The organism is Stappia sp. ES.058 (assembly GCF_900105595.1).
Taxonomy (GTDB): Bacteria; Pseudomonadota; Alphaproteobacteria; order Rhizobiales; family Stappiaceae; genus Stappia.
This window is the reverse complement of sequence record NZ_LT629784.1, coordinates 4,579,820-4,605,957: the sequence shown is the minus strand read 5'-3', so window position 1 is coordinate 4,605,957 and position 26,138 is coordinate 4,579,820. Positions and strand designations below refer to the sequence as shown.

Genomic DNA, 26,138 nt, shown 5'->3' with positions numbered 1-26,138 from the left:
GGAGGCAAAATGACAGATCCCCGTGGCACCGTCGCAAAGATCTGGGACTCGCATCGCGTGATGACCCAGGACGGCAGCGACCTGCTTTTTGTCGACCGACATTATCTGCACGAAGGCTCGCATCACGCTTTCGCCAGGCTGCGCGAGGCGGGGAGAACGATTCGGCATCCGGAACTGACGTTTGGTGTGGCTGATCATTACGTCCCGTCGAACCCCGCACGCGCTGCAGACGTGAGCGCAACGATGGTCGAGCGGCTCGACCGCAACGCCCGCGAGTTCGGGATCGACAGCTTCGGACTGGGCGACCCGCGGCGCGGGATCGTCCACGTCGCAATGCCTGAGCAGGGACTGAGCCTGCCGGGCACCACGATCGTATGCGGTGACAGCCACACCGCGACCCATGGTGCGTTCGGAGCCTTCGCCTTCGGCATAGGGGCCTCAGAGGTGGCGCATGTGCTGGCGACGCAGACCCTATGGCAGACGCCGGTGCTGGTGATGCGGGTTCGGGTGACGGGACGCCTGCCAAGAGGTGTCACCGCCAAGGACCTCGCGCTTTTCATCATCTGGCGGATCGGAACCGGCGGCGCGACCGGACATGCCGTTGAGTACCACGGCGAGGCGATCGAGGCGCTGACGATGGAAGAGCGTATGACGCTCTGCAACATGACGATCGAGATGGGAGCCCGGTCGGGATTGATACCGCCGGATGAGACGACCTTTGCCTGGCTGAAGGACCGGCCAATGGCGCCGAAGGGTGACGCCTGGGAGAACGCGGTCGCCGACTGGCGCGCGCTGTGGCCCGATGAGGGAGCGGCCTACGACCGGGAGCTTGAGCTGGACGCCGCCGACGTCGCGCCGATGGTGACCTGGGGTACGAGCCCCGAGCAGGTCGCTCCTGTGGACGCCGCCGTTCCCCCTGACGCCGATCCAGACGCGTTGACCTACATGGGGCTCAGCGCCGGAGCGCCCATGACCAGGATCGACGTGGATCGCGCTTTCATCGGAAGCTGCACCAATGGCCGGCTGAGCGATCTTCGTGCGGCGGCTGCGGTGCTGAAGGGGCGCAAGGTGGCGGTACCGCTGCTTGTCTCGCCAGGTTCGGACGATGTTGCGCGGCAGGCCGAAGCCGAAGGGATCGCCGGGGTCTTCCGCGCCGCCGGGGCCGAATGGGGCGCAAGCGGCTGTTCGCTCTGCGTCAGCATGAACGGAGACATGGTCGCGGCGGGGGAGCGCTGCGCCTCGACCTCGAACCGGAATTTCCGCGGACGGCAGGGTCCGGGGGCACGCACCCACCTGATGAGCCCGCAAATGGCCGCCGCCGCAGCTGTCACTGGTCAGATCTGTGACGCGCGAACTCTCCTCACCGCTGGAGAAGACACATGAAGCCCATTCAGACGATCATGGCCGAGGCCGCCGCTCTACCACGTGCCAATGTGGACACCGATCAGATCATTCCGGCGCGCTTCATGAGTCGGTCCCGTTCCGAGGGCTACGGCGACCAGTGCTTCCATGACTTGCGTTTCAACGAGCACGGCACGCCCGCCCGGGATTTCCCGCTGAACCACCTCAAGTCGCCGCCCGGAATACTCGTTGCGGCTGACAACTTCGGCTGCGGGTCTTCGCGCGAGGCGGCGGTTTATGCGCTTATGGACTACGGCGTGCAGGTGGTCATCGCGCCGAGCTTTGCCGACATATTTCAATCGAACGCCGGGAAGAACGGTCTTTTGACCTTGGAACAGCCGGCGGAACAGGTTGAGAAACTCCTCGCCCTCCTGAGAGAAAAGCCGGGGACGAAGGGAGAGGTCGACCTGCCGGCCCAGAGTTGGCGCATCGGATCTCTCTCAGGAACGTTCGAGATCGCCCCGCGATTGAAGTACCGGCTGGAGCGGGGCCTCGATGAACTCTCCGCGACCCTTGAACACCAGGACCGGATCACCGCTTTCGAGAAGACGCACCTATCGCCTGGAACATGGCGTCTGCCGGCCGCCGGCGGAAAAATTGCCGCAAGGCAGGCGTCGCCTCCCGATGCGGCGCGCCGGCCTGCGCAACGACCTTCCCTAGAGGAAACAAAATAACGCCCGTCTGCCAGATGCCGAGCGTCCTTCAAACAAGAAAGCGCGGCACGTCAGGACGGTTATCGAGAAGCAACAACAAGGATCCGCAACGTCACCAAAAGCGGCCGGACATTCCGCTACGGCCTCTCGCCGTTCAGCAGAGGAAGGCGCTTTTCGGGATCGATTTCTTCCATTTCCTTGAAGAAGAGTTCCAGTTGTTCGAACCGCCAGACATCGTAGACCGCCACCCGCTTGCCATAGGCGCGACCAGCGCCGTCGAAAGACGTTTCGGGCAACGGGTTATTGAGTAGCAGGGCGCCGGCCTTGCGATAGGCGTTGATCAGCGCCGTCTCACGAACCGGTTTCCAACGCGGCTGTCTGTCTCGATGTGCCGTGTCTGTTGAGGGATCAAGCAAATCGTCGAGCAACGACATCGCCTGTTTGAGATCGTCGGCGCCTGCGGCAAACACCGCACTGTCGGGTCGCTCCTTGCTGACACGGAAAGCCCGGATGACGCAACATTGAATGATGTTCACCGCAATGCTGACGATCGTAATGCGACCCAAGCGGCGGAAGTCCGCGGACGGGTCGCTGAATCTCGCTCCAAGGCGGGCTTCCGTCTCTATATGCGAAAGAAGATGGTCCAAATGATCGTATGTTCGGTTGGCCTTTTTATCGCAATAACGCTCTTCTTCGTTATTACTATCTTGCAATTTTTCGTTTATCCATCGCAAGAGATAGTATTCGCTTAGCGAGATCGCCAGGCTTTCGCTCCAAAATCTCACCTTGGTGGTCTTTTTAGCGAAGCCCTTCTCCCGATCGATCTCAAGTGCTTCTTTCGCCTTGTCGAGCAACTGCCGGGCGCGCTGCAGTTCCCAGGGTTTCGACGCGGATATCCGCTGCGCGGACGCACAGAGAAAATAGGCCTCCCGGCCGGAGATATGCGTAAGGGGACGACCGTTTTCTTCCCTGACCCGGATCGGCGGCGGGTACGTCCCCTTGATCCGCTCCACGATGGCGACGGCGCGCTCTCCCTGGCTCAGCGCCACACCCCATTTGTTCGCGGCAGCGAATGCGGCCCCGATGACCAGAAACTTGAGATGATTGCGCTGCCGGTCGTCGCCATCATCGTCAGGATCGTCAAGATCCGGGACATGACAATCGCGCCCAACCGCCTGCAAATCGGCGTGAAAAGCCTCCGCATTGTAGTCCTCGCGGTCGCAAAGCCGCTGGAAGATCCTGTTGGTGTGTTCAAGCGAGCCGAAGGCGAGGTCGGGCGGATTCCGTTCCCCGAAATCCTGCCCGGCAACGACGGCGAGCGCGCCGGATTCCGAAAGTTCGACGAACGCCCGGTCCTTTGCCCGCTGGAACTGCTCGTCGACCCTGGCGACCAGGTCATCCAACGATCCAAAACTCAATTTGTCTGCAATACGGTCCTGGATTTTCTTCGCGGCGGCTTGATCGATGCCAAGATGATTGAAGCGTTCGCGGGTGACCGCATCTGTAACGACCCGTTCCCACTCGACGATATCGTCCCGGGTGATTTCGGTGTGCCCCGCCTCTTCGTTGCCGGAGCGCTTGTCCGATGGCCTGCCATGGGATCTGCGTACGATCTCCGTCAGCCGCTGCTCGGTGAAGTGCGTCGGGTGCGCTTCCGCACCCAGCAAACCGTCGAGCCAGCCGAGGAATTTCGCCTGGCCATCGGTTTCCAGGAGCGCTTCCGTGGTATAGGCCCAAACATGCCTGACGAATTTTCCGGAAAATCCCTCGGCAATCGCTGGTTCGATACCGTGAATCCTCGTTAGCGTCGGAAGCTTTTCCCGGCTTGCGACCGGGTCTTCATAACAGGCCTCCGTGACAGCCTTGGAGCCCGTCACAAAAACCGCCCGCCAGGCGGTATCGGGCCGGCCCTTCGCGGCGGCGGCAAGCCGCGCATTCACCAGATAAAGCCGCGCGATCGCTTCGGCATCTCGGGAAATATTGCCCGACTCTTTTTGTTTCTCCGATGAAAAGTACTCAATCCGCGTTTTCATCACGGTCGCGATCCGCGAAACAAAACCCTTCTCCTCATCGCTCAACGAACCATCGGTTTCGTCGAAGACGTCCAATACGGTCGCGATCTCGTCCTCGCCTATCTGGCACAAGTGTCTGCTTGCGCGCGACGCAGGGTAGATCCCGCCCGTGCGCGTGTTCAACTTCACGAAGCGGTCCCACGCCTCAAGCCGTTCCGCGCTTTTGTTTTCCGGAAAGTTGAACGGTTTAAGCGCATTAAGCATCTGCAGGAGCGATGCAAGGAGCCCGGCACCGTGCCCTCCGGCTTTCAATTGGTGGTTCAGGAGTGCGGCCGCCCGGCGCACCCGCTCCCGGTCGACGGCTTCGGTGATCCGCGGACGTGCGCGCTCCAGATTCGCAAAATACTTCGCGTTCTCCTCGAAGATATTCTGCGTTTCCTTGAAATGCGGCTCGAGCTGGTAGATCGGTAGCCTGCCTGTCCGCACATGCTCGAGCACATAGCTGGCGATGATCGCGCCAGTGCGCTTGCGCGTTTCCGGATTCTGATTTTTGCTGCCTGGAAAAACTTCGCCATATCGCTCGGCGGACTCGGTCCATGGCATACATGCGACATGAATAAGATCGGTATCGAAGAGCAGGATGGTTCTGTCCCGGCGCGCATCAATTTCGACGCGCGTCGCCTCCACGCCATCCGCCATACGCAAGGATCCCAGAAATTCGCGCCGCAAGAACGCCGCCGCCCGGAAGAATGCCTGCTGGGTTTCACGATCGACGCTCATGCCGCCACCTGGAATGAATCCATGACGCTCCCGGGACCATGAGAATCAAATATGTATGGAGTATTGTTGCGAGTGGGAGCAGGGTCACTGCGTGTCGGCGGTGCAAGAAGGTCACTGTAGGGCTCCCCATCCGATGCAAGGCCGAGAGCCACAAGGCGGTCGTTCAGCCCATCAGCCAAAGCACCCGTGATCTTCTTGGCCTCTTCAACAAACACATCAATAGCTTCCGGACTCGGGATCCCATTCGTCGGCTCACCGACTGACAGGCTCGCTTCACGCCAGGCGATCACATCCAGAGCCTCGGGCAACGTACGGCCATCTCCGTCCTCATGCATTGCCAGTCGATGAAGCAGGTCAGCTTGCCGTGAAACCGCGCTTTCGGGATCTCCCAGTCCCTGGCTTTGCAAAACGCGCGGCAAAAGTTCCAGACAGAGAGAGAGCGCTCCGGGCTCGCTCGCATTTTCGATACACCAGTTGAAAACCTCAAGCTCGAAACGATCTCCCGCCTCGGTTCTGCCAAACGCAGGCATCGGCAGGACGAGATAGAGCTCGATCGGCACCGGCGTGTCGTTCACACTTCTGAGTGCCGAAAAGCCAACCTTGTCGAACAGGCATCTCGTCGCCCATCTATGTGCCTGCTCAGGGTCCAGATCGAAGAGGACCGACAGCAACTCGAAGACTAGCGGCGAAACCCGTCGCGCGTCGAGCATCGGACGACCACTACCAGCAATACGACGATCTAGAGCCTGGCGTACCCCGCTCGCGACGAGGCGCACCGCATCCATCTGCTCAAGCGCGATGCCGGCGAACTCGACTTCGACCATCGCCGCAAAAGATTGCCGAAACTCTCTGGGAGTTTGAAAATAGGCGCTGAAGGGGGCAAACGCACCCGCTGCACTGTCGCTTGTGAAGACCTTGTCGAGCGCTTGGGCAACCCACTCGCTCACAACCGCATGCGGCGCGCGCGCCTCGACCGGCACAACATAGGGCGTCAACCTTTCCAGCAATTCCGATTGGCGGAACGCGTCCGTCATGCAGCCCCCCTCAAGATGATGTTGAGAACGTCGTCCCGGCTCCAACTGCCCTGAAGCCGGCCGACGAAGGCTTGATCAACGTCCGACATCTCCCGCACTTTCTCGTGATATGCTTCTGTCCCGACGGACAGACTCCCAAGGTATCCTACCAAAACCGTTGACGGATACTCGGAAAACAATTCCGCACGCCGGACAACCTCGCGTGCACCGCGGAGCGATTTTTCTGGGTCCTCGATTGCGGCAAGATCCGCCGTGCGGCCCATGCGTCCGACCTGTCCGTCCCTCGATCCGTATCGTGCGCGAAAGCGGGCGCGCGATGTAAAGTCGAACGGAGTCGGGCGCCTGACCTCATCGTTTTCCTTGTCGACCGGGACGATGAAGAAGCCGAGAATGGTCCTCTCCTTTTCATAGTTTGCGCCGCACCAATCGAGCCCCAGCAGATCTCTTACACGCTGCCCGCCGTTCTCGGCGACTTCGATCGGCGCCCCCTCGGTCGATCCGGACATGGTCGGCATTGACGCGCAGATCGGGCAGTCCTTCACCATTGGCGCGAAGAATTTCGGCTCCATGCTTTTTTTGCTCAGTGCAACTCCTATACCCTCAAGCACCCGGGCCGCAGCCAATGGCCTGCCCCGCAAAGGTTCGGGAAGCTCCCATCCGCTGATCTTCAAGACGTCATGGTTCCTCGGAAACAGGAAATTGCACAGTACCCTTTGTGCGCGCTCAAAAGCCTCTTCGTCTTTCCGGTGCTCGGCATGATCGCTCGGCAGGCGCGGCAACTCGAGACAGGTCTTGAGCCGTTTTCGCACAGTATTCGTATGGCCGATATCCTCCTCTCCTGCCGCACTCAGCAACTGCACGGCACTCAAGATTTTCGTCAACGGTGCTATACGGATCAAAAAACTCGAACAAATATCCGTGGCCAAAGGTCCGCGCATCGTAAGATCGGGTTCGGTCGGCGAACCGCCGGATACGGAAGCGGCCTCCGGTATGTTGAAGAACTTCCCAAGATCGGAAGAGCTCGAAATCCCGGTTTTCACACCAGACAAACGCCCCAGAAAATCGCTGACCGCACCCGAGTCAAGAACACCGCTTTCTATCTGACTTGCGATATTGACGAGTAGGAGGCGACCCTCCCAAATGTTATCCCATAATTCCTTCAGATTCTTTTCTGCCATTGCTCATCACTTGTGAAACGAATATCATCTGAAATTCACGCGGCTTCTCTATAGAAGAAAAACCCTGGCCACGTCCCATATGCCAAATCCGGATCGAAAGAGCTTCCCTCACGCTACGTACGGGCCAAAAAATCTTGCCCATGGTTGCTTAGTCGATCCGATGCAATTTCTACTATACTACTGTGATTTTCCGATCTGCAACCATATTCGATTGTAAACCCACCTGTTGAAACGCTGTTCGCCGCCGCAGAAAACACCATGCGCGAAGAGGCGCCAAAATCGATGCCAACACGGAACCGCCGGCGGCACGTCCGATCAAGGCCGACATAGGCTGGTTGAACCGGAGTTCTCTGACGCTCGCACTGCTCATAGCCGCGCGACGCCCCGGGCCGACCCGTGTTGCCATTGCCGGGGCGATCCCCTAAAACCCGCCCCTGGAACCCGGCAGTCGCGCGATCCGCCGGCTGACAGTCTCCGGATCGTTCTAAGGCTCGACCACACCACCGCTGAGAAGGCTCCATGGTCCGCACGGCTGTCATCCTGGGTGCCGGCAGGGGAACGCGGCTGCGTCCCATGACCGACACCGTCCCGAAGATCCTCGTGCCCGTGCGCGGGACCCCGCTGTGCGACCGCATCGTCGACAGCCTGATCGAAGCCGGGATCGAGCGGATCATCTTCATCGTCGGCTATCTGTCGGAGCGCATCGTCGAGCACTACGGGCGCCATCCACACAGCGCGAAGTTCGAGTATATCGAACAGGCGACCCTGGACGGCACCGGCGGCGCCGTGCGTCTCGCCCTGCCCGTTGTCGAGGAAGACTTCCTCGTGATCTTCGGCGACAGCCTGTTCGCGCGCAACGCGGTCGCCTCCGTCGTCAACGCGCCGGCCCGCAACGCCATCGGCGTGGTCGAGGTGCCGGATCCGGAACGCTTCGGGATCGTCACCGCCAATGCGCAAGGCACCATTGTCGAGATCGAGGAAAAGCCCGAGGCTCCGAGATCCAACCTCGCCGTGGCAGGCATCTACAAGTTTTCCAGCGACGCGAAGCGGTATTTCTCCCAGCTCCCCCTTTCCAGACGGGGTGAATACGAAATGCCCGATGCGATCCGGATGATGATCGACGACGGGATCCGCGTGTCGGCCGTGACATTCGACGGGATGTTCGATGTCGGCACGCTCTCGCAGGTCGAGGCGCTGGAGACCATGGACGAGGACCTGTTCACGGCGATGTTCGAGTAAGCCTGTCGCTTCGCCCCGTCACAGCCTCACGCGCCGCAGCACACTTGCGCGTGGCCCCGGAACCGGGACCGACCGCCTGTCGCTTCACTCGAGCATGCCGAGTTTTTGAGCCCAGGTTGAGATCGACGTCTTGTATCCGGCCGGCATGTTCAATGCGGGGACGTCTTCAAGCGCGAACAGCCCCACCGCCTTGTGTTCCGGACTGTGCGTGACCCGGGCGTCGCTGAGCACGGGACAGCCGAACGTCACGATGTAGACGAGGACGTCCTCGCGGATTTGATACACCCAGTTGTCGAGCAACTCGGCCGTCGTCGCGATTACGCCGAGTTCTTCCTCGATCTCGCGGACGACACAGTCCTCGGGCCGTTCGCCCGGCTCCAGCTTCCCGCCGGGAAGCTCCCATTCGTCCCGTTCGTTCTTGAGCAGAACAACCTTGTCCCCGACAAACAGGACACCCTTGATCGATACGGGGTATCGATAGGAAATGTTGTCGCTGACGATGTCTTCCCGGTTCAAACCCGTCTCTCCATTGCGTCGAACCTATCCAGAACCGGCAAGCTCCGGCCGATCGGCGGGTCCGGAGTCAGGCATCCGCACACAGATCTAGCCGACAGTGCCGACGCGGATTTTCTCCTGCGCCGTCGACGAGACATGCCAGGGAAACCCGGTTTCCCCGACACCGCCAGAGCGGTCCGCCCTGACATCCGCCAGGATGCGGATGATTTCGCGCGGTCCGGCAAAGCTTGCACGACCGTGCAGCCACCAGTGATTGTCGACAATATACCCCTGTCCCTCTTCCAGGGACATCCGAACGGTCATGGCATCGACCAGACCGATCAACTCCAGTGCCTCTTTCAGGACAGGGGCGCCGAAGAACACGCCCTCATCCTGGCGGAAGCGGACATGGATGCGGCCATTGCGCACCGCAAACACCGACGACGCGCGGGAAAAACCGCCGGTACCGAAGATCACGGTGCCAGGTGCGGACAACCGCTCCAGCGCCACCGGGTTCGTTTTCAGTGCCTGCGTCAGCACGGACCTCATGTCGACCAGCAGGGTCTCGCCGCCATGTTCGGCACGCGTCGCACACACGTTCAGCAAAAGATCGGGCGGCGACGCCATCGAACTCGCGTCGGTGTGCGGCAGGAGACGCTCCTGGGTGAACCCCATCCGACCCGGATGCAGGTCATTGTCCCGCCTCGGGGCGATCGACGTCGCCCCGTCCCTGTCCGAATGCGGGTGACTGCGGATCTCCCCCAGGGCTTGCGCCAATCCAACAAGGGCGTGTCGCGCGTTTCCACTGTCGACAGAGAAGGTGACGATCCCGAAATCCGATATGTTTTCAATCACCTTGTCTGGAGAGATTGAAGAAAGGTCGCCCAGATACGCGTCATCGAACACATTTCGTTCCAAGCCAATTCCCCTTCTCTTGCCAAAATGTTTCAGAAGGAAAAACCCGACCTCCCCTCGCGGGGCATGACGTGTGCCCGCAAACGGAATACTTGCGACCGGAGACTATCGTCCCCTGCGTGAGAATTATAATTATACACTCATATGTTGCAAATACATTTTGACGCTACGGAAGTTTCACGCCGGGCGCCGGCTGCGCGCGCCACTTATCGCGCGCCCGCTCGCATCGAGAGCTCGACGGCTGCCTCCAGTCCGCCCGCACGGCCCGGCGCGGGCGAGGTCAGCGACAGCACGCAATCCGCGCGCTCTGCTATGGTGCGCACGATGGCCAGTCCCAGACCGCTTCCGTCGCCATGACCGTCCGCGCGTTCGAACCGGCCCGTCAGCCGGACCAGCGTGTCGGGCGCGATCACGACGCCGTCGTTGACGACGCTGAAGCGCCCGGCCGGCGACAGCGCGACAAGAACCGGCGCATCGCGCGCACCGTGTTTCAACGCATTCTCGATCAGGTTGCGGGCCAGGATGGCGAAGGCATCCGGATCCATGTCCGACAGCACCGCCACCTGCGGAAGATCGAGCGCGACACGCCCGCTCGCGTGCGCGCGTTCGACATCCTCCGCGACCATCTTGAGGATCGGGCGCAGGTCCGCCGGGTCACCGGTGCGCAGCCGCCCGCCTTCGGCGCGCGCCAGTTGCATCAGCTTTTCGGAAAGCCGCGTCAGGCGTTTCAGGGTGGTTTCAATCTCCGCACCCCGGCGCACGGCGTCCGGATCGTTCGTCTCGCTCTGCAGTCTCTGCGCCTGCGCAAGCGCGCCGGCCACCGGGGTGCGCAACTCATGCGCCGCATTGGCGGCGAAGCTGCGCTCCGCCTCGAACGCCGCCCCGAGCCGTTGGAGCAACTGGTTGACGGCGGCAGCGATCGGCGCGACCTCGCCGGGGAGATCGTCGGCCGGCACCGGCGACAGATCGGCCGCGCCGCGGGTGGCAAGCGCCTCACCAAGTCTCCGCACCGGGCGGAAGCCAAGCCGCACCGCCACGAGGATCATGGCCACGGAGAGCGGGATAACCAGAAGCAGCGGCAGGGCCAGGCCCATGCGCATTTCCCGCGCGACCTCCGCGCGGTGATCGAGCGGTTCGGCGACCGCGATGGTGATCGTCTCCTGCAGGGCGGCGTCGAAATAGAAGCGATGCGTTGCCGTCTGGCTGAAGCCGATGCCATCATAGGCGGGAAACATGGCCGCATCGGCGGCATGGGAGGTGAGCAGGGGGCGCCCTTGCGCATCGCGCACGATGTAGGTGAAGAACTCGTCGTGGGCCCGCAGGGTGGCAAGCTGCTGCGTCAGCCCTTCCTCCTCGCGGGCGACGATGTCCATCACCGCAAGTGGCAGGATGCGCTGCGCGGTCTCCTGAAGCGCGCTGTCGAAAACCTCGTCCATTTCGTGACGCAGGATCGTGGCCGTCACGATGGCCGCCGCGATCCACAGCAACGTGACCCCCAGGCTGATCGCGAGCGCAAGGCGCAGCTGGATCGAGCGCGCCCACCTCATGGCGCGCTGAGGCGGTAGCCCAGCCCCCGTTCGGTTGTGATCGCAGCGCGACCGAGTTTCTTGCGCAGGCGGCTGACATGCACCTCGATGGTGTTGCTCTCGATCTCCGTGTCGAAGGAATAGAGCCGCTCTTCCAGTTGCGCCTTGGAGAGAAGCTGGCCGGGCCGCTGGACGAAGGCCTCGAACAGCACCCATTCGCGCGCGGTGAGCGGGACGGGCTTGCCGTCCTTGCGCAGGCTGCGGGCGGCAAGGTCGATTTCAAGCGGGCCCAGCGTGATGACCGGATTGGGATTGCCGGAATACCGCCGGGCCACCGAGCCGATGCGGGCGGAAAGCTCGGCGAGATCGAAAGGCTTGACCAGATAGTCGTCGGCGCCGGCGTTCAGCCCCTCGATCCGGTCGCTGACCTGGTCGAGCGCGGTGAGGATGATCACCGGGGTGACGTCGCCGTTGCCGCGGCGCTCTTTCAGAAAGGAAATGCCGCGCCCGTCCGGCAGCATCAGGTCGAGCAGCACCAGGTCGTAGGCGGCAACGGCGATGGCGTCGCGCGCGGCATCCAGCCGCTTCACCCAGTCGAGCGAGTGGCCGTCGGCGGCGATCTGGTCGTGCACGGCGGCGCCGAGCACGTCATCGTCTTCAATCAGCAATACGCGCATGATGGCTCGCCCTTGGTGGATCCTTGCATCTATCTCGCCTATCCGGCTTACGGCAAGCTGAAGCCGCTCCCTCGCCGGCTTCAGGTCCGTGTCAGCTTGCCGGCGCATGAAAGACGGCAAGACCTGACACGCACCGGAGTCCTCCCATGAAGATGCCCCTCATTCTCCTCGCCGCGCTTTTGTCCCTTGGCGCAACCGGTCCGGCTGGCGCCAGCGACGACGACTGCACGGTGCCGATGGCGGACTGGCAGCCGCGCAAGGCAGTCAAGACCATGGCCGAGGCCAAGGGCTGGTCGGTTCGGCGCATCAAGATCGACGACGGCTGTTACGAGATCAAGGGCCGCGACGCGCAAGGCCGCACGATCGAGGTGAAGGTCGATCCCGCGACGCTGGACATCGTGGAGTTCGAATTCGACGACTGAGATCGACCTGTCGGTTCCGACATTCCGACAGGCGCCACCGATGGAGAATAGCATGATACGCGTATGGGACCCGTTGGTCAGAGTGTTTCACTGGAGCCTTGTGGTCGCCTTCGCGGTGGCCTGGCTCAGTGCAGAAGAATGGTCTGACCTGCACGAATGGGCGGGCTATGCGGCCGTCGCGCTGATTTCCCTGCGCATCCTTTGGGGGGTCATCGGCACGCGCTATGCCCGTTTCTCGCAGTTCGTGCGCGGACCAGGCGCCGTCTTGCACTATCTGCGGGAGATCCTTGCAAGGCGGGAAGCGCGCTACATCGGCCACAACCCGGCTGGCGCGGTCATGATCCTGGCGATCCTGGTCGTGATGTCGGCGACCGCCTACACCGGCTGGCTGATGGAAGACCCCGGGCGACAGTCGCTGTTCTCGCATTTGCCTCCGGTCGTGGCCTCAGCGCTTGCCGACGACGATGACGCCACCGCCGCATATGGCGGCGAAGGCGGTTTGGAAGAAGTTCACGAGATCCTTGCCGACCTGATGCTGATTCTCGTCATCCTGCATCTCGGCGGCGTGGCGCTGGCGTCGATCCGTCACCGCGAGAATCTGGCGCGGGCGATGATCACCGGCGACAAGCGCAAGCCCGAGCCGGGCGATATCGACTGAGAGTTTCCTGCCTTGCGCCTTTCCTGGCCGGCCCGCGCCTTCGCGAGCCGGCTTTTTCGTTTCGCTGGCGCCCGAACCTGACGCCAAGCTGAAGCGAAAATCCGCAACCCGTCAGCAAGCCCTCAGGCTGGAGCGCGACTGTCCTCGCATCGATACATCACGAGGAGACGTTGCCATGAAGACGAAACTTGCCGTTCTCGCCGCCACCACAGCACTCGGCGCGCTGATCGCGGCGCCCGCCATCGGCGCCATCAGGACCCTCGACCTGGACGAACCCTATGCGGCCATCTCCAAGGGCGCGGCGACGCTCCAGGACGGTTTTTTGAAGCTCGCCAGCAATGACGACGACGATCATGAGCGCGACGACGAGGATCATGACGACGACGATGACGAAGATGATGATGACGACGATTACGGCGGACGCCGTGGCGGCATGAACGCCGCACCCGCCGGCACCGTGGCCCCGCCGGCCAACGGCCTGTTCGGCAGCGGCGCCGCCCCCAAGGTCAAGGTGAACTGACCGCTTTCGCCCCACACCCGCCAATGCCCGCCGCCCGTTCCGGCGGCGGGACCACCCCCCTCACCTTTGCAGGCCGGAGATCCCCGATGAAATCCCTTCTTGCCGCCCTTGCCCTCACCACGGCGCTGACCACGGCACTCGCCCTTCCCGGCGCCGCGCAGGCCCGGCCGGTGACCCTGACCACGACGCTGAACACCTACGGCGGCGACGGCGCCTATCTGGCGCTTTACGTCACCGACGCCTCCGGCGCCTACAAGGGCAGCCTGTGGATGGCCGGGGGCAAGTCCAAATACTACGAACACCTGCGCGACTGGTATCGCGCCACAGCCGGAAACACCGCCGAGATCAACGGCATCACCGGCGCAAGTGTCGGCGCGGGACGTCAGCTCTCGATCACGCTCGATCTCTCCGACGCGCTCTTCGATGCCGGCTACGAACTGCATATCGACGCCGCCGTCGAGGACATGCGCGACAGCCCGTCGGAAATCGTCGTTCCGCTGACCTCCGCCGGCGCCGGAAAACCCGCGCGCGGGCGCCGCTACATCTCCTCCTTCTCCTACGACATGTAACGGAGCGATTGTCATGATCCGCAGTCTGCACCGATGGCCGGGCCTCATTGCCGCGGCGCTCCTGGTGGTGCTCGCCCTGTCGGGCGCCGCCCTCTCGCTGTTCCCGGCGCTGGAAAGCCTCCAGACTCCGGCGCAGACTGAGGCACGGCTCAGCGTCGCGGCGCTCGCGACGCGGATCCAGGCTGAATATCCGGGCGTCGAGCAAATCCGGCGCGCCCCGTCGGGCCGGATTGTCGCCTATTGGTTCGAGGATGGCACGCCGGGCGCCGCGACAATCGATCCGGCAACCGGCGCGGGCGTGGCAAGCGCCGACGCGCCGGCCGCCCACGGCTGGCTGAAGACCCTGCACCGGTCGCTGTTCCTCGACGACACGGGCCGGATCGCGGCGGCGGTTGGCGCTGTCTCGCTGCTTCTCCTCTCGATCAGCGGCATCGCACTCGTCGCGCGGCGCACCGGCGGCTGGCGGAAGATGTTTTCGCCGCTCAAGGGCCCCTTGTCCGGGCGGCTGCATGTGGAGATCGCGCGGACAACCGTCGCGGGCCTGCTGCTCTCCTCGGTCACCGCTTTGTGGATGAGCGCGTCAACCTTCGCCCTCCTGCCGGAGGGGGCCGGTCCCCCGGCCTTTCCCCCCGTTAGCGGGGAAACCAGTGCGAAGCCCGACGACATGCCGGCGCTGCGCGACACCGCCGTCTCCTCCTTGCGCGAACTCACCTTTCCCTACCCCGACGACCCGACGGACGCCTTCACGCTGAAGACCGATGCCGGCCAGGGCTATATCGACCAGGGCACCGGCGCGCTCATCGCCTGGCGCGATCTCGGCGGCTGGGAGCAGATCACCGAAACCGTCTATATGCTGCACACCGGCGAAGGCGCGTCCCTGCTCGGGCTTGTCCTCGGATTGATGGCGCTCGGCATTCCCGTGATGGCCGGAACGGGCGTCGTGCTGTGGGCGGGCGGCGCCGGCAAGCGGCCGCGCATCCGTGCCAATGCCGCGCCGGGTCGGGCCGACACGATCCTGCTGGTCGGCAGCGAAGGCGGCACCACCTGGGGCTTTGCAAAGACGCTGCATGACGCGCTCGCTGCCGCCGGCCACACGGTGCACACCGATGCGATGTCGCGTTTCGCGCCGACACGCTACACAAGCGCCAGGCGCATCGTCGTGCTTGCCGCGACCTATGGCGACGGCACGGCGCCGGCCTCGGCCGCGAACTTTCTCGACCGGCTGGTGGCAATGCCCGCACCCCCCGCCGCATCGCTTGCGGTGCTTGGCTTCGGCGACCGCAGTTTTCCCGCCTTTTGCGGTTTCGCCAAAGATGTCGCGGATGCGGCAGAGGCGAAAGGCTGGGCGGAGCTCCTGCCGATGGACAGCGTGGACCGCCAGTCGCCGCAGGATTTCACCCGCTGGGCGCGCGCCTTCGGGGCCGCCATCGGCACGCCGCTGGAGATCGATCACCAGCCGCTCGCGCCGCGCACCGAGGATCTGACGCTCGTCTCGCGCCGCGACTACGGCACGGACATGCAGACGCCGGTTTCCATCCTGCGCTTTGCCGTGCCCCGGGTGCCGGTCTGGCGTCGCTGGCTGGGCCAGGGCCTGCCGCGCTTCGCCGCCGGCGACCTCCTCGGCATCGTGCCGGACGGCTCGCCCGTCACCCGGTTCTATTCGCTCGCCTCCGCGACGAGCGACGGTTTTGCCGAGATCTGTGTGAAAAAACACCCCGGCGGGCTGTGCTCGGGACAGCTCCTGAGCCTTCAACCCGGCGACGGAATGCGTGCCTTCGTGCGCCCCAACCCGACGTTCCGGCCAAAACGCGGCCGCGCGCCGGTGATCCTGATCGGCGCAGGAACGGGCATCGGGCCGCTTGCCGGCTTTGCCCGGGCCAATGCAGACAAACGCCCGATGCACCTGTGGTTCGGTGTCCGGCATCCCGACAGCGACCTGCTTTACGGCGCGGAGCTTTGCGAATGGCGGACGGACGGACGGCTCACCTCGCTCACCACCGCATTCTCGCGGGCGGATACGCGCACCTATGTCCAGGACGCACTGCGCCGCGATGGCGCAAGAGTGGCGCAGCTGATCGCCGACGGTGCCGAGGTACTGGTGTGCGGCGGGCGCGGCATGGCGGCGGGTGTTGCCCAAGCGCTGGCCGAGATCCTCGCACCCCGGGGCCTCTCCCTTCAGACACTCAAAGCCGAGGGCCGATATGGCGAAGACATTTACTGACCTCACACGCCACGCCCTGAACGGCGCGACGATGGGCACCCGCTGGTCCGCCCTGTTTCACATGCCGGCGGATTTCGACGTCGCGCCTGCCGAACGCGCCATGGCGCAGGCCGTGGCCGAGGTGGACGCGCAAATGTCCACCTGGAAAGCCGACAGCGATCTCATGCGGCTGAACGCGGCCCCGACGGATGTCTGGGTCGCCCTTCCGGCCGCGCTGATGACGGTGCTCGACGCGGGACTTGCGGTCGGCCGCGCCTCGGACGGCGCCTTTGATATTGCCATGGGCGATGCGGTTTCGGCCTGGGGATTCGGCCCCGAGGCGGCGGAGGAGACCCGCATCCGCGCAGCCCTTTCCGCCACGCGACCGGCCGCACATGACGTGCTGGAACTCGACTGTGCGGGCGGACGGGCGCGCAAACATTCGCCGGTGTCGCTCGACCTTTGCGGCATCGCCAAGGGGTATGGCGTCGACCGGCTCGCCGAGATCGCCAGGGCGTTCGCCATACCCGCTGCGCTCCTTGCCATCGACGGCGAGCTGCGCGCGCTCGGCGCACAGCCGGACGGGTCGCCCTGGACCATCGCCATCGAGGACCCGGATCCGCTCACGCGCAAACCCTGCGCGATCCTGGCGCTTGAGGATACCGCCGTTGCCACGTCCGGCGATTATCGCCATTTCGTCGAGGTCGGCGGGCAGCGGCTGTCGCACACGATGGACCCGAAGCGCGGCGGCCCGCTGGCGCATGCGCCGGCCTCGGTCACCGTCGTCGCCGACACCTGCATGACGGCGGATGCCTGGGCAACGGCGCTGATGGTCAAAGGACGCTTGGAGGGCGCGCGTCTCGCCCGTAAACTCGGCCTCGAAACGCTCTTCATCGACCGCGACGGCGACAGGCTTCGCCGGACGCCGGTCGGATCTTTGTTCCAGCCGCGCCCGACCCCCGGCGTCGGTTGCGCGACCTGACACCGGGATCTCCCTTTTCATGACAGCACACAGATGACCGCCCCGTTTCAGGATCGAATGAAGATCGCGCTGCTGGCGATTGCGCTTGTCGGGCTCTTGACCGGTCTGGCGCTTTCGCTCACCGGCTTCGCGCAAGCCGCAAGCATCGCGTGGTCGGCCGGCGTCATTCCGGTGCTGGCGGCGCTTCTCATCGAGATCGTGCGCTCCCTGCGCGCCGGCGAGGTCGGGCTCGACATCGTCGCGGCACTCTCGATGACGGCAGCGCTTGTCTTCGGCGAGACGCTGGCCGCCGCCGTGGTCGCCTTGATGTATTCCGGCGGTACATTTCTGGAAAGTTTCGCGGAAGGCCGCGCCCGACGCGAGATGAGCGCACTGCTCGCCCGCGTGCCGCGCACGGCGACCCGCCACCGCGATGGCGCGCTCGACGAGGTGCCGCTGGAGGAAATCGAGCCCGGCGACCGTCTCCTGATCCGGCAGGGCGAGATCGCACCGGTGGACGGGACGGTGGAAAGCGCGCGCGCCGTTCTCGACCTCTCGGCGCTGACGGGCGAATCCCTGCCAGCGCGGCTTGAGCGCGATGGCGAGGTGATGAGCGGGGCGACCAACGCGGGCGAGGCCTTCGACCTGCGCGCCACTCGCCGCGCCGCCGACAGCACCTACGCCGGGATCGTGCGGCTGGTGGAAGCGGCACAGAAATCCAAGGCCCCGATGGCGCGGCTCGCCGACCGCTATTCGCTCGCCTTCCTCGCCGTCACCGTGGTGCTGGCAACGGCTGCATGGTGGTTTACCGGCGATCCGATCCGCGCGGTTGCCGTTCTCGTTGTCGCAACACCCTGCCCGCTGATCCTCGCCGTGCCTGTGGCGCTGGTGGCGGGCCTGTCGCGCGCCGCGCATTACGGCGTGCTGATCAAGGGCGCGAAACCGCTCGAGGCGCTGGCGCGGATCAACACGCTGATCCTCGACAAGACCGGCACGCTGACCGACGGGCGGCCGAAGATCGTCTCCGTCGAGCGCCATGGCGAGCTCAGCGAAAACGACGTGCTCTATTTCTCCGCCGCGCTCGACCAGGCGTCGAAACACCCCATCGCGCAAGCCATCGTCGCGGAGGCCCGCGCGCGCGGCATGGCCCTTCCCGTGCCGGACGACCTCGTCGAGACCGCCGGCGAAGGCCTTGCGGGAACCGTCGACGGACGCCGCGTGATCGTCGGCGGGATCGGTTTCGTCGCCCGACAGGCCGAGCGCCCTGGTTGGGATCACCACTTCCGCGAACCGGGATCGGTGGTTGTCGCCGTCTCCGTCGACGGCGCGCTGGCCGGTCACCTGCTCCTGGCGGACGCCTTGCGCTCGGGAACGGGGGCGTTGCTTGCCGGTCTGCGGGAAAACGGCATCGAACGCATTCTTCTGGCGACCGGCGACCGGCGCGCCGTGGCGGAAGCGGTCACGGAAGGCCTCGGCCTCGACGCGGTGCGCTCCGACCTGTCGCCGGACCAGAAGGTCCTGCTGGTGCTGAGCGAGCGCAAGAACGGTCCCGTGATGATGGTCGGCGACGGCGTCAACGACGCGCCGGCGCTCGCCGCCGCCGACGTCGGCGTGGCCATGGGCGCGCGCGGCGCGGCCGCCTCGGCGGAAGCCGCCGAAGTGGTGCTCCTGGTCGATCACCTGGACCGCCTGCTGCCGGGACTGGAAGTGGCCAGGGGCGCACGGCGGATCGCGGTGGAAAGCGTCGTCGCCGGCATCGGTCTTTCGATTGCGGGCATGTGTGCGGCCGCCTTCGGCTATCTCACGCCGGTTCAGGGCGCGCTGCTGCAGGAGGTGATCGATGTGGCCGTGATCCTCAACGCGCTGCGCGCGCTCAGGATCCATCCGCGCACGCATCCCTCGACCGGTCAAAACGCAGACAACAAAGGCAAACCCCTCCGATGACCCGTATTCTTCACTCCGAAACCCACACGATGCACCGCATCGGCTGGCTGCGCGCCGCCGTGTTGGGCGCCAACGACGGCCTTGTGTCGACAGCGAGCCTGGTGGTCGGCGTGGCCGCGGCCGGCTCGGGGCGCCCGGAGGTGCTGATCGCCGGCCTTGCGGGTCTCGTCGCCGGCGCGATGTCGATGGCCGCCGGCGAATACGTCTCGGTGAGCTCGCAGACCGATGCGGAAAAGGCCGACATCGCCCGCGAAATCCGGGAGCTCGAGGAAACGCCGGAAGCGGAACTCGACGAGTTGACGCAGATCTATGTCGAGCGCGGTCTCAATGACCGGCTCGCGCGCGAGGTCGCCGTCCAGCTCACCGAAAAGGACGCGCTCGCAGCCCATGCGCGCGACGAGCTTGGCATTTCCGAAGTCGTGACCGCCCATCCGGTCCAGGCCGCCGTCGTGTCGGCGCTGAGCTTTGCAACCGGCGCCGTCGTGCCGCTGATCGTGGCGGGGCTCGCGCCGGACCCACGGATTGCGCTCGCGGTGGCGATTACCACCCTGCCGGCGCTTGCCGTGCTCGGCGGGCTCGGTGCCTCCGCAGGCGGTGCCGGGTTGGCCAAGGGCGCGCTGCGCGTCACCTTCTGGGGCGCGCTTGCCATGGGGGCGACCGCCGCCGTCGGCATGATGTTCGGGGTCAACGTCTAGGAGGGTCCGCGACCGCAACCGCCGCGCGCTCGGGCCATCGCATCGAGCGGGGCAAGCAGATCGGCGATCTGGTCGCGCATCCACACATGTGAGGGACTGGCGGAAAAGCGGCGGTGCCAGATCATCACGATCTCAACCGGGGCCATGGGCATGGGCACCTGATAAAGCACAAGCCCGGCCCCCGGGGCGACCTGCCTGGCAAGCTGCATCGGCAGCAGCGCGATCAGATCGGAGGCGGCGACCGCCCGATAGACGCCGGAAAACACCGGCATGGTCATCACCACCTGCCGCTCCCGCCCGACCCGCGCCAGCGCGGCGTCGCCCATCGTGCGAAGATTGCCCTCCGGCGAAAACACCACCTGACCGAGATCGCAGAAGAGATCCATCGGCATGACATCGCCTGGCGACACCCGCGAATCGGCAAGGCGCGGATGGCCCTTGCGAGCGACCGCAACGAAGGGACAGGAAAACATCCGCCGGGTTTCCACCCAGTCCGGCGCCTCCACCTCAGGGACCAGCGCCAGGTCGATTTCGTGACGCTGCAGCGTACCGACAAAACTGTCCGGCACGAGATCGACGAGATGCACCCGCATGCCGGGCGCGGTCCGCGCCAGCCGCCCGGCAAGCCCGGGCATCAGCATCTCGGCGAAGAAGTCGCTGCCCGATACGGTGAAGCTGCTGTCGGAGGCCGCGGGATCGAACGCCGCCGGGCCGTTGAGCAGGGTCTGGAGGCCGTCCAGCGCCTCGCGCAGCGGCGCCTCCAGGGATCGCGCGAAATGCGTCGGTTCCAGCCCCTGCCCCCGGCGGAAGAACAGTTCGTCGCCAAGCGCGCCGCGCAACCGCGACAGCGCGGCGGACACCGCAGGCTGCGACAGCCCGAGACGTTCGCCGGCGCGCACCGTCGAGCCTTCGCTCAAGAGGGCATCCAGCACCCGCAGCAGGTTGAGGTCGAGAGTCGCGAAATTCGTCATGCGAATAGATATTATACGATCAATCGATTTTTCATATGCATTTCCGCCCGATACTCTTTGGCCGGTTGGCTTCGGGAAACGCCATGACGACCACGCCGAGACCATCGACGGATATCGAGGGAGGAACTGCCATGCGATCCGTACCCACGTGGTTTTTCGCCACGGCCGCGCTTTTCGGGCTCGCCGGAATGGTCTGGGGCATCCAGATGTCGGCGTCCCATGACCACACGCTGTCCCCCGCCCACGGCCACCTCAACCTGCTCGGCTTCGTGATGTCCGCCGTCTTCGGCACCTATTACGCGCTTACCCCGACAGCGGCCGCCTCGCCGCTGGCTCGGATCCATTTTGCCCTGGTGGTCGCAACTGTGCTGGTCCTGACGCCGGGCATCGTCTTCGCGATCCGCGACAACTGGCCGGTGCTGGCGCAGGCGGGATCTCTGCTCGCGATCGCGACGATGGCGCTCTTCGCCGTCACGGTGCTGCGCCATGGCGTTGGCACGGCGCCGGCCGGCGCACATGCCGCCGCGCGGGTCGAGCCGGCCAAGTGACCGGCCGACGCGCGCTCTGCCTCACGAAACGGCAGGCAGTCCCACCGCCGCGCGGCCCTCGTCCGTCTTGAGCGAGAAATCCGTGCCGAGATAGGCGTCGCCTTCGGGTCCGCAGAGATAGGCGATCGTCTGCGCGACCCATTCGGGCGGAATATGCACCGACGGGTCGAGTTGGCTGACCGGATTGACGCCCGACTTCTTGATCGCCACCTGCATCTCGGTCTTCACCGTGCCGGGGCTGAGGCCGATCATGCGAATGCCCTCGCCGCGATACTCCTTGTCGGTGCAGCGGGTGAGCGAGAGCACCGCCGCCTTGGTCGCGCAATAGTGGCTCCAGCCCTCCAGCGCGCCTGTGGCGGCCCCGGAACTGATGTTGATAATGGTGCCGCCGCCGCGCGCGGTCATTTCCGGGATCGCGCAGCGCAGGCCGAAATAGACGCCCTTGACGTTGACGTCGACGACCTGGCACCAGCCCTCCGGGTCGCTGTCGGCAAGCCGGGCGATCGGCTCGATCAGGCCGGCGTTGTTCACCAGCACATCGAGCCGACCGTAAAGATCGACCGCACGCGCGATCAATGCCTTCACGTCGTCATATCGGCTGACGTCGCAGGCGAAGGCCGTTGCCTTGCCCCCGGCCTTTTCGATCTCGGCGGCAATACGTTCGATGTCGCCGACGCTGCGCGCCGCAAGCACGACATTCGCGCCAAGGGCGGCCAGATGACGGGCGGCAGCTTCGCCGATGCCCCGGCTGGCGCCGGTGATGACAACGGTCTTGTTTTCAAACTCGGACATACGCTCTCCAGAAATCGGATTTGCAATCGCGGGATCGACACCGTCAATCCTATCGCAATTTCCGACCCTGCCGAGCCCGGGAGGAACACATTGTCGACATCCGGCCGTTGCGGTGGATTTGGCAAGAATTCAGCTTCTGCCTCTGGTCGCGGACCATTCGATCCAATAAGACAGAGCCACAGGATAGCGCCAGGCATCCAGCACCTTGAAAGAAACGCCGCAGAACCTGCCAGAACCGGGAGCCATGTCTTGCCGAACTTCGAAAACGGGAGCTTGATTTCGCTCGAGACGGAGTGTCCGATCTGCGCCGGCAAGGACCGGCGGGTCATCTCCGGCGTCGGGCGCGATTCAAAGCCGCTGACCACGGTGGTCTGCACCGGCTGCGGGCTCGTGCACAGCCATCCGATCCCCACCAAGCAAGAGCTGGACCGGTTCTACACCGTGGACTACCGCAAGGCCTACAAGTCCACCTATGAGCCCAGGCTCAAGCACACCTTCCGCTATGCGCCGGGGGCCTATCAGCGCATGGCCCAGATCGCGGAACACGCGAGCGCCGGACAGACCCGCTTTCTCGACATCGGTTCGGGCAGCGGCGAATTTCTCTACATGGCGCGCAAGATGGGCTTCGACGCCTCCGGGATCGAGCCCAACACCGGCTATGCGGAATACACGCAGCGGGTGCTCTCGCTGCCGGTCCAGAACTGCAATTACGAGACGGCGGACCTCAATCCGGACGGCTACGACATCATCAACCTGAACCATGTGCTGGAGCACCTGCCCGACCCGCTCGCCTCGCTGCGGTTCATCAATTCGCTCCTCCGTGAGGATGGGCTTTTTTCGGTGGCGGTGCCCAATATCCGGAACACCAACCATGCGCCCTCGACGCGGTTTCACTACGCCCACATCTACAATTTCAACCACACGACCCTGAAGGCGATGCTGCTCAAGGCGGGGTTCGAGATCATTCCCGCCGCATCGGCGGCAACGACCATCCTTGCGCGAAAGGTGTCGTCGAGCTTCAGCGACACGCCGATCGAGATGCCGGAAAACTACCGCGCCCTGTGGGACGACCTGACCGGAACCTCGGCAATCGCTCATGTCGCCAGCAAGAAGGGCATCGGCCGGTTTGTCGGCAAGCTCTACCGCTACCCTAAGGAATTTCTGCTGGCGCTCAGCTACGGCTCCGCGCCGCGGATCCTGGATCAGGTCTATGCCAGAATGAGCAAGAGCGCGCCGGCGCGGGCGGGCATTCAGTCCCGGTCCTGACCCGGATCCCCAGCAAGACGTCGAGCAGGATCTCCATGACCGCACGCCCCGGCGATACGACCGGCACCCTCCTGCTGCTCGACGCAACAGCCGGCACCGCGCTCCGGTTTTCCGCTCCGCATCGCATCGTCTCCTGCTTCCGGATCGAGGACGTGACAGCCTGCCTGGAGGCTGCCGAAGAGGCCTCGGCGGACGGTCACCACGTGGCGGGCTACCTCGCCTATGAAGCCGGCTATGCATTTGAGGAAAAGCTGCGGGATCTCGCGCCCGGGACCTCAGACCTGCCTCTGGTCTGGTTCGGTGTCTACGACACCCCCGATCCAATGGACCGTGAAGCGGCGCTTGCGCTGCTCGCCGGCAAGAACGCGCGGGGCGCGGCCCATGCGCCGCCGCCAACTGCAACGGTGACCGGGCTCGACATGCAGCAGGGCGACTACACGGCCGCCTTCAAGGCCGTCAAGGCGCATCTCGCCAGGGGCGATATCTATCAGGCCAACCTGACGATGCGGGCCCGGGGCGACTATCGCGGCGATCTCGGCGCGTTGTTTGCACAACTCGTCACGACACAGCCGGTGGGCCATGCCGCGTTTCTCGATCTGGGCACGCACACGATCCTGTCGCTGTCGCCGGAGCTGTTTCTGGAACGGCGTGGATCCCGGATAACGAGCCGGCCGATGAAAGGCACCGCGCCGCGCGGCCTCAACGATGCGGAGGACGCATCGATTGCCGCCGACCTCGCCCGCGATCCGAAGTCGCAGGCCGAGAATGTCATGATCGTCGATTTGATGCGCAACGACCTGTCGCGCATCGCCGTGCCGGGCAGCGTTCAGGTGTCCCGTCTGTTCAAGGTGGAGCGCTATGCCACGCTCCATCAAATGACCTCGACGGTGGACGCGCAGCTCGAACCCGGCCAAGGGTTCGCCGCCTGCATGGCGCGGCTCTTTCCCTGCGGGTCGATCACCGGCGCACCGAAACTCAGGGCAATGGAGATCCTTCACGGCCTGGAAACGGGCCCGCGCGGGATCTACACCGGGTCCATCGGCCATCTGGAGCCGGGCGGCGACTTCCGCTTCAATGTCGCGATCCGCACGCTGGTCGCCACGCCCGACGAAAGCGGACCATCCGGCACCTTCGAGATCGGGACGGGATCCGGGCTGGTCTTCGATTCCGGCGCGGGCCCGGAATATGCGGAAAGCCGGCTCAAGCTCGCCTTCCTGGAAAATCCTCTGCCCGATTTCGCGCTGTTCGAAACCATGGCCTGGCACCCGCGCGAGGGCTACCTGCTGCTCGAACGACACATGCGCCGGCTTGAGACAAGCGCCGCGCGACTGGGATTTTCCTGTTCGCCGGACAAGATCGCAGCGGAGCTTGCCGCACGTGCGGATCGCTTCGACGCGCCGCGCCGCGTTCGCCTGGAACTGTCCGCAAACGGTCGCCTGCGGATCTCCGACGAGGCGCTTGCGGCCACCCCGCCGCGCTGGCGGATCGAAATCGCCGACACGCCGGTCGACGCCCGCAATCCCCTTCTGGCCCACAAGACGACCCGCCGCGCACTCTACGACGGGACGCTCAAGCGCATGGTGATCGAACGCGGATGCGACGAGGTGCTCTTCGTCAATCGGGAGGGCTTTGCCACCGAGGGAAGTTATACCAATCTCTTCGTGAAGCGGTCCGGCCGGCTTGTGACCCCTCCGCTTGGCCACGGCCTTCTGCCGGGCACGCTGCGTGCTGCCCTGCTGGAAAGCGGGCGCGCCTTCGAGGCGCACGTGACGCTGGACGAAGTGCTGGGGGCCGAAAAGGTCTATTTCGGCAATTCGGTGCGCGGGCTGGTGGCCAGCGACATCCAGTCCCGTCCGTCCGAAGACGGCCCGGAACGCGGCCGCTGATCCGTCCCGGTTGCCGGCTGCGGGTCATCCTCCACAGGCGCGACCGCGTCGTCGCTGCCCGCGGCACCGGCCTCCAGGGGCCAGCCCACGACCTCGATCTCCGGCCAGGCCTGCGTCATCCGCGCTGCCTTTTGCGCGTAGGTCGCGGCATTGTCGAGCGCGGGATTGGGCACCAGCCGCATGGCGAAGACATCCGCCAGTCCGAAGGGCGCCACGACGGACAGACGATCGTCGTTTTCCAGCCGCACGGCGACCGCATGGGTCTTTGCGGCGTAGTTCAAGAGCGCCTCGTCGGTGCAGCGAAGCCTCGGATAGGCCCGGCCGAAGCGGGCCTGAAACCACAGGTGTACCCGCGCCTGATTGCGGATTTCGACCGGGACGGAGGTGTTTCCGAAGACCGCTTCGCCACGCGCGATTTCCCGGTCCTCGGCTTCGTAGCCGGTGTCGGACCCGTCGAAATACAGCAGATCGAAGTCCTTGATGCCGTGCCCGACGGGCCTGTCCGTAAGCGCGTTCCAGACGGTCTGGTAAATCGCGCCGCTGGCCAGCCGCCAGTCCGGCAGGGCAAGCCTTCGCGCGCCGCGCAAGACCCGCATCAGGTCGGCATCGGTGCGGACGAGAAGCTCCAGAACGCGGCGACGGTCGTCCTCGCTGGCGCGTGCGGGATCGCCCAGCGTCGTCCGGTCGAGGGCAAGGCCGATCGCAGGTATCGGGTTTCGAGGCGATGTCAGTGCAGCCACCACACGCTCCTGAAAAGCTCCCTGCCCCCGCAGACCCCGGCGCTCCCGGTCTTCAC

Annotated in this window: 24 protein-coding genes; 14 read left to right on the top strand and 10 right to left on the bottom strand. The window is 64.8% G+C overall.

Translation table 11 applies throughout. The features are described 5' to 3' along the window. Positions 1 to 9: 9 nt before the first annotated feature. Together leuC and leuD are read left to right on the top strand one after the other, a co-directional pair. Positions 10 to 1,383: a 3-isopropylmalate dehydratase large subunit gene (gene leuC, locus BLU32_RS21440; RefSeq protein ID WP_093804426.1), complete on the top strand. Its 1,374-nt coding sequence runs from the start codon at positions 10 to 12 to the stop codon at positions 1,381 to 1,383. Between the two features lie 17 nt (positions 1,384 to 1,400). Then, positions 1,401 to 2,075, top strand: a complete 675-nt coding sequence (gene leuD / locus BLU32_RS21435) for a 3-isopropylmalate dehydratase small subunit (protein ID WP_244501759.1) — start codon at positions 1,401 to 1,403, stop codon at positions 2,073 to 2,075. Between the two features lie 116 nt (positions 2,076 to 2,191). On the opposite strand, the gene BLU32_RS21430 is transcribed toward leuD, so the two are convergent. Genes BLU32_RS21430 through BLU32_RS21420 form a run of 3 tightly spaced genes read right to left on the bottom strand, consistent with a single transcriptional unit; the run spans position 2,192 to position 7,058 of the window. After that, on the bottom strand, positions 2,192 to 4,846 hold the full coding sequence (locus tag BLU32_RS21430; RefSeq protein WP_093810343.1) for a hypothetical protein: 2,655 nt from the start codon (positions 4,844 to 4,846) through the stop codon (positions 2,192 to 2,194). Continuing rightward, positions 4,843 to 5,880, bottom strand: a complete 1,038-nt coding sequence (locus BLU32_RS21425) for a hypothetical protein (protein WP_093810341.1) — start codon at positions 5,878 to 5,880, stop codon at positions 4,843 to 4,845. Before BLU32_RS21425 ends, BLU32_RS21430 begins: the two co-directional genes overlap by 4 nt. After that, positions 5,877 to 7,058: a hypothetical protein gene (locus BLU32_RS21420; RefSeq protein ID WP_093810339.1), complete on the bottom strand. Its 1,182-nt coding sequence runs from the start codon at positions 7,056 to 7,058 to the stop codon at positions 5,877 to 5,879. Before BLU32_RS21420 ends, BLU32_RS21425 begins: the two co-directional genes overlap by 4 nt. A gap of 519 nt (positions 7,059 to 7,577) precedes the next feature. Here BLU32_RS21420 and BLU32_RS21415 point away from each other — a divergent pair. Beyond that, positions 7,578 to 8,297: a sugar phosphate nucleotidyltransferase gene (locus BLU32_RS21415; protein ID WP_093810337.1), complete on the top strand. Its 720-nt coding sequence runs from the start codon at positions 7,578 to 7,580 to the stop codon at positions 8,295 to 8,297. Between the two features lie 84 nt (positions 8,298 to 8,381). On the opposite strand, the gene BLU32_RS21410 is transcribed toward BLU32_RS21415, so the two are convergent. The 4 genes from BLU32_RS21410 to BLU32_RS21395 all read right to left on the bottom strand — a co-directional run bounded on the left by BLU32_RS21410 (position 8,382) and on the right by BLU32_RS21395 (position 11,910). Beyond that, positions 8,382 to 8,813, bottom strand: coding sequence for an NUDIX domain-containing protein (locus tag BLU32_RS21410; protein ID WP_197673661.1), 432 nt, complete (start codon positions 8,811 to 8,813; stop codon positions 8,382 to 8,384). A gap of 87 nt (positions 8,814 to 8,900) precedes the next feature. Next, positions 8,901 to 9,710: a TauD/TfdA family dioxygenase gene (locus BLU32_RS21405; RefSeq protein ID WP_172838604.1), complete on the bottom strand. Its 810-nt coding sequence runs from the start codon at positions 9,708 to 9,710 to the stop codon at positions 8,901 to 8,903. A 203-nt stretch (positions 9,711 to 9,913) separates the two neighbouring features. Continuing rightward, positions 9,914 to 11,254, bottom strand: a complete 1,341-nt coding sequence (locus tag BLU32_RS21400; RefSeq protein ID WP_093810333.1) for an ATP-binding protein — start codon at positions 11,252 to 11,254, stop codon at positions 9,914 to 9,916. Then, positions 11,251 to 11,910 (bottom strand): response regulator transcription factor, encoded by a 660-nt coding sequence (locus BLU32_RS21395; RefSeq protein ID WP_093810331.1) that lies wholly within the window; start codon positions 11,908 to 11,910, stop codon positions 11,251 to 11,253. Before BLU32_RS21395 ends, BLU32_RS21400 begins: the two co-directional genes overlap by 4 nt. Before the next feature lie 146 nt (positions 11,911 to 12,056). Here BLU32_RS21395 and BLU32_RS21390 point away from each other — a divergent pair, with 146 nt between their 5' ends. The 8 genes from BLU32_RS21390 (at position 12,057) to BLU32_RS21355 (ending at position 19,879) form a co-directional block, all read left to right on the top strand. Further along, entirely contained in the window at positions 12,057 to 12,332 is a 276-nt protein-coding gene (locus BLU32_RS21390) for a PepSY domain-containing protein (RefSeq protein WP_093810329.1), read from the top strand. 52 nt (positions 12,333 to 12,384) lie between these two features. Further along, positions 12,385 to 12,990 carry a cytochrome b/b6 domain-containing protein gene (locus tag BLU32_RS21385; RefSeq protein ID WP_093810327.1) on the top strand — a complete coding sequence of 202 codons (606 nt, stop codon included), beginning with the start codon at positions 12,385 to 12,387 and terminating at the stop codon, positions 12,988 to 12,990. Between the two features lie 175 nt (positions 12,991 to 13,165). Further along, positions 13,166 to 13,510: a hypothetical protein gene (locus BLU32_RS21380; RefSeq protein WP_093810325.1), complete on the top strand. Its 345-nt coding sequence runs from the start codon at positions 13,166 to 13,168 to the stop codon at positions 13,508 to 13,510. 86 nt (positions 13,511 to 13,596) lie between these two features. Beyond that, on the top strand, positions 13,597 to 14,079 hold the full coding sequence (locus BLU32_RS21375) for a DUF2271 domain-containing protein (protein WP_093810323.1): 483 nt from the start codon (positions 13,597 to 13,599) through the stop codon (positions 14,077 to 14,079). Positions 14,080 to 14,092: 13 nt separating this feature from the next. Next, positions 14,093 to 16,300 carry a PepSY domain-containing protein gene (locus tag BLU32_RS21370; protein WP_093810321.1) on the top strand — a complete coding sequence of 736 codons (2,208 nt, stop codon included), beginning with the start codon at positions 14,093 to 14,095 and terminating at the stop codon, positions 16,298 to 16,300. Continuing rightward, complete coding sequence (locus BLU32_RS21365; RefSeq protein ID WP_093810319.1) at positions 16,281 to 17,261, top strand: FAD:protein FMN transferase; 981 nt, start codon at positions 16,281 to 16,283, stop codon at positions 17,259 to 17,261. Before BLU32_RS21370 ends, BLU32_RS21365 begins: the two co-directional genes overlap by 20 nt. 33 nt (positions 17,262 to 17,294) lie before the next feature. Then, positions 17,295 to 19,184 carry a heavy metal translocating P-type ATPase gene (locus BLU32_RS21360; RefSeq protein WP_093810317.1) on the top strand — a complete coding sequence of 630 codons (1,890 nt, stop codon included), beginning with the start codon at positions 17,295 to 17,297 and terminating at the stop codon, positions 19,182 to 19,184. Next, positions 19,181 to 19,879 (top strand): VIT family protein, encoded by a 699-nt coding sequence (locus BLU32_RS21355; RefSeq protein WP_093810315.1) that lies wholly within the window; start codon positions 19,181 to 19,183, stop codon positions 19,877 to 19,879. Before BLU32_RS21360 ends, BLU32_RS21355 begins: the two co-directional genes overlap by 4 nt. Here the strand turns inward: BLU32_RS21355 and BLU32_RS21350 are convergent. After that, on the bottom strand, positions 19,876 to 20,850 hold the full coding sequence (locus BLU32_RS21350; RefSeq protein WP_093810313.1) for a LysR family transcriptional regulator: 975 nt from the start codon (positions 20,848 to 20,850) through the stop codon (positions 19,876 to 19,878). The two genes, BLU32_RS21355 and BLU32_RS21350, sit on opposite strands and share 4 nt — an antisense overlap. A gap of 131 nt (positions 20,851 to 20,981) precedes the next feature. On the opposite strand from BLU32_RS21350, the gene BLU32_RS21345 reads away from it, so the two are divergent. Continuing rightward, the gene (locus BLU32_RS21345) at positions 20,982 to 21,398 is read left to right on the top strand and encodes a hypothetical protein (RefSeq protein WP_093810311.1); all 417 of its coding nucleotides are present in this window, start codon (positions 20,982 to 20,984) and stop codon (positions 21,396 to 21,398) included. Between the two features lie 21 nt (positions 21,399 to 21,419). Here BLU32_RS21345 and BLU32_RS21340 read toward each other — a convergent pair whose 3' ends face one another. After that, the gene (locus tag BLU32_RS21340) at positions 21,420 to 22,190 is read right to left on the bottom strand and encodes an SDR family oxidoreductase (RefSeq protein ID WP_093811460.1); all 771 of its coding nucleotides are present in this window, start codon (positions 22,188 to 22,190) and stop codon (positions 21,420 to 21,422) included. A gap of 249 nt (positions 22,191 to 22,439) precedes the next feature. On the opposite strand from BLU32_RS21340, the gene BLU32_RS21980 reads away from it, so the two are divergent. Both BLU32_RS21980 and pabB read left to right on the top strand, forming a co-directional pair. Then, positions 22,440 to 23,456, top strand: a complete 1,017-nt coding sequence (locus BLU32_RS21980) for a bifunctional 2-polyprenyl-6-hydroxyphenol methylase/3-demethylubiquinol 3-O-methyltransferase UbiG (RefSeq protein ID WP_157727776.1) — start codon at positions 22,440 to 22,442, stop codon at positions 23,454 to 23,456. Positions 23,457 to 23,491: 35 nt separating this feature from the next. Continuing rightward, the gene (gene pabB, locus BLU32_RS21330) at positions 23,492 to 25,342 is read left to right on the top strand and encodes an aminodeoxychorismate synthase component I (protein ID WP_093810307.1); all 1,851 of its coding nucleotides are present in this window, start codon (positions 23,492 to 23,494) and stop codon (positions 25,340 to 25,342) included. Here pabB and BLU32_RS21325 read toward each other — a convergent pair. Further along, positions 25,258 to 26,082 carry a nucleotidyltransferase family protein gene (locus BLU32_RS21325; protein WP_208976943.1) on the bottom strand — a complete coding sequence of 275 codons (825 nt, stop codon included), beginning with the start codon at positions 26,080 to 26,082 and terminating at the stop codon, positions 25,258 to 25,260. The two genes, pabB and BLU32_RS21325, sit on opposite strands and share 85 nt — an antisense overlap. Positions 26,083 to 26,138: the final 56 nt, after the last annotated feature.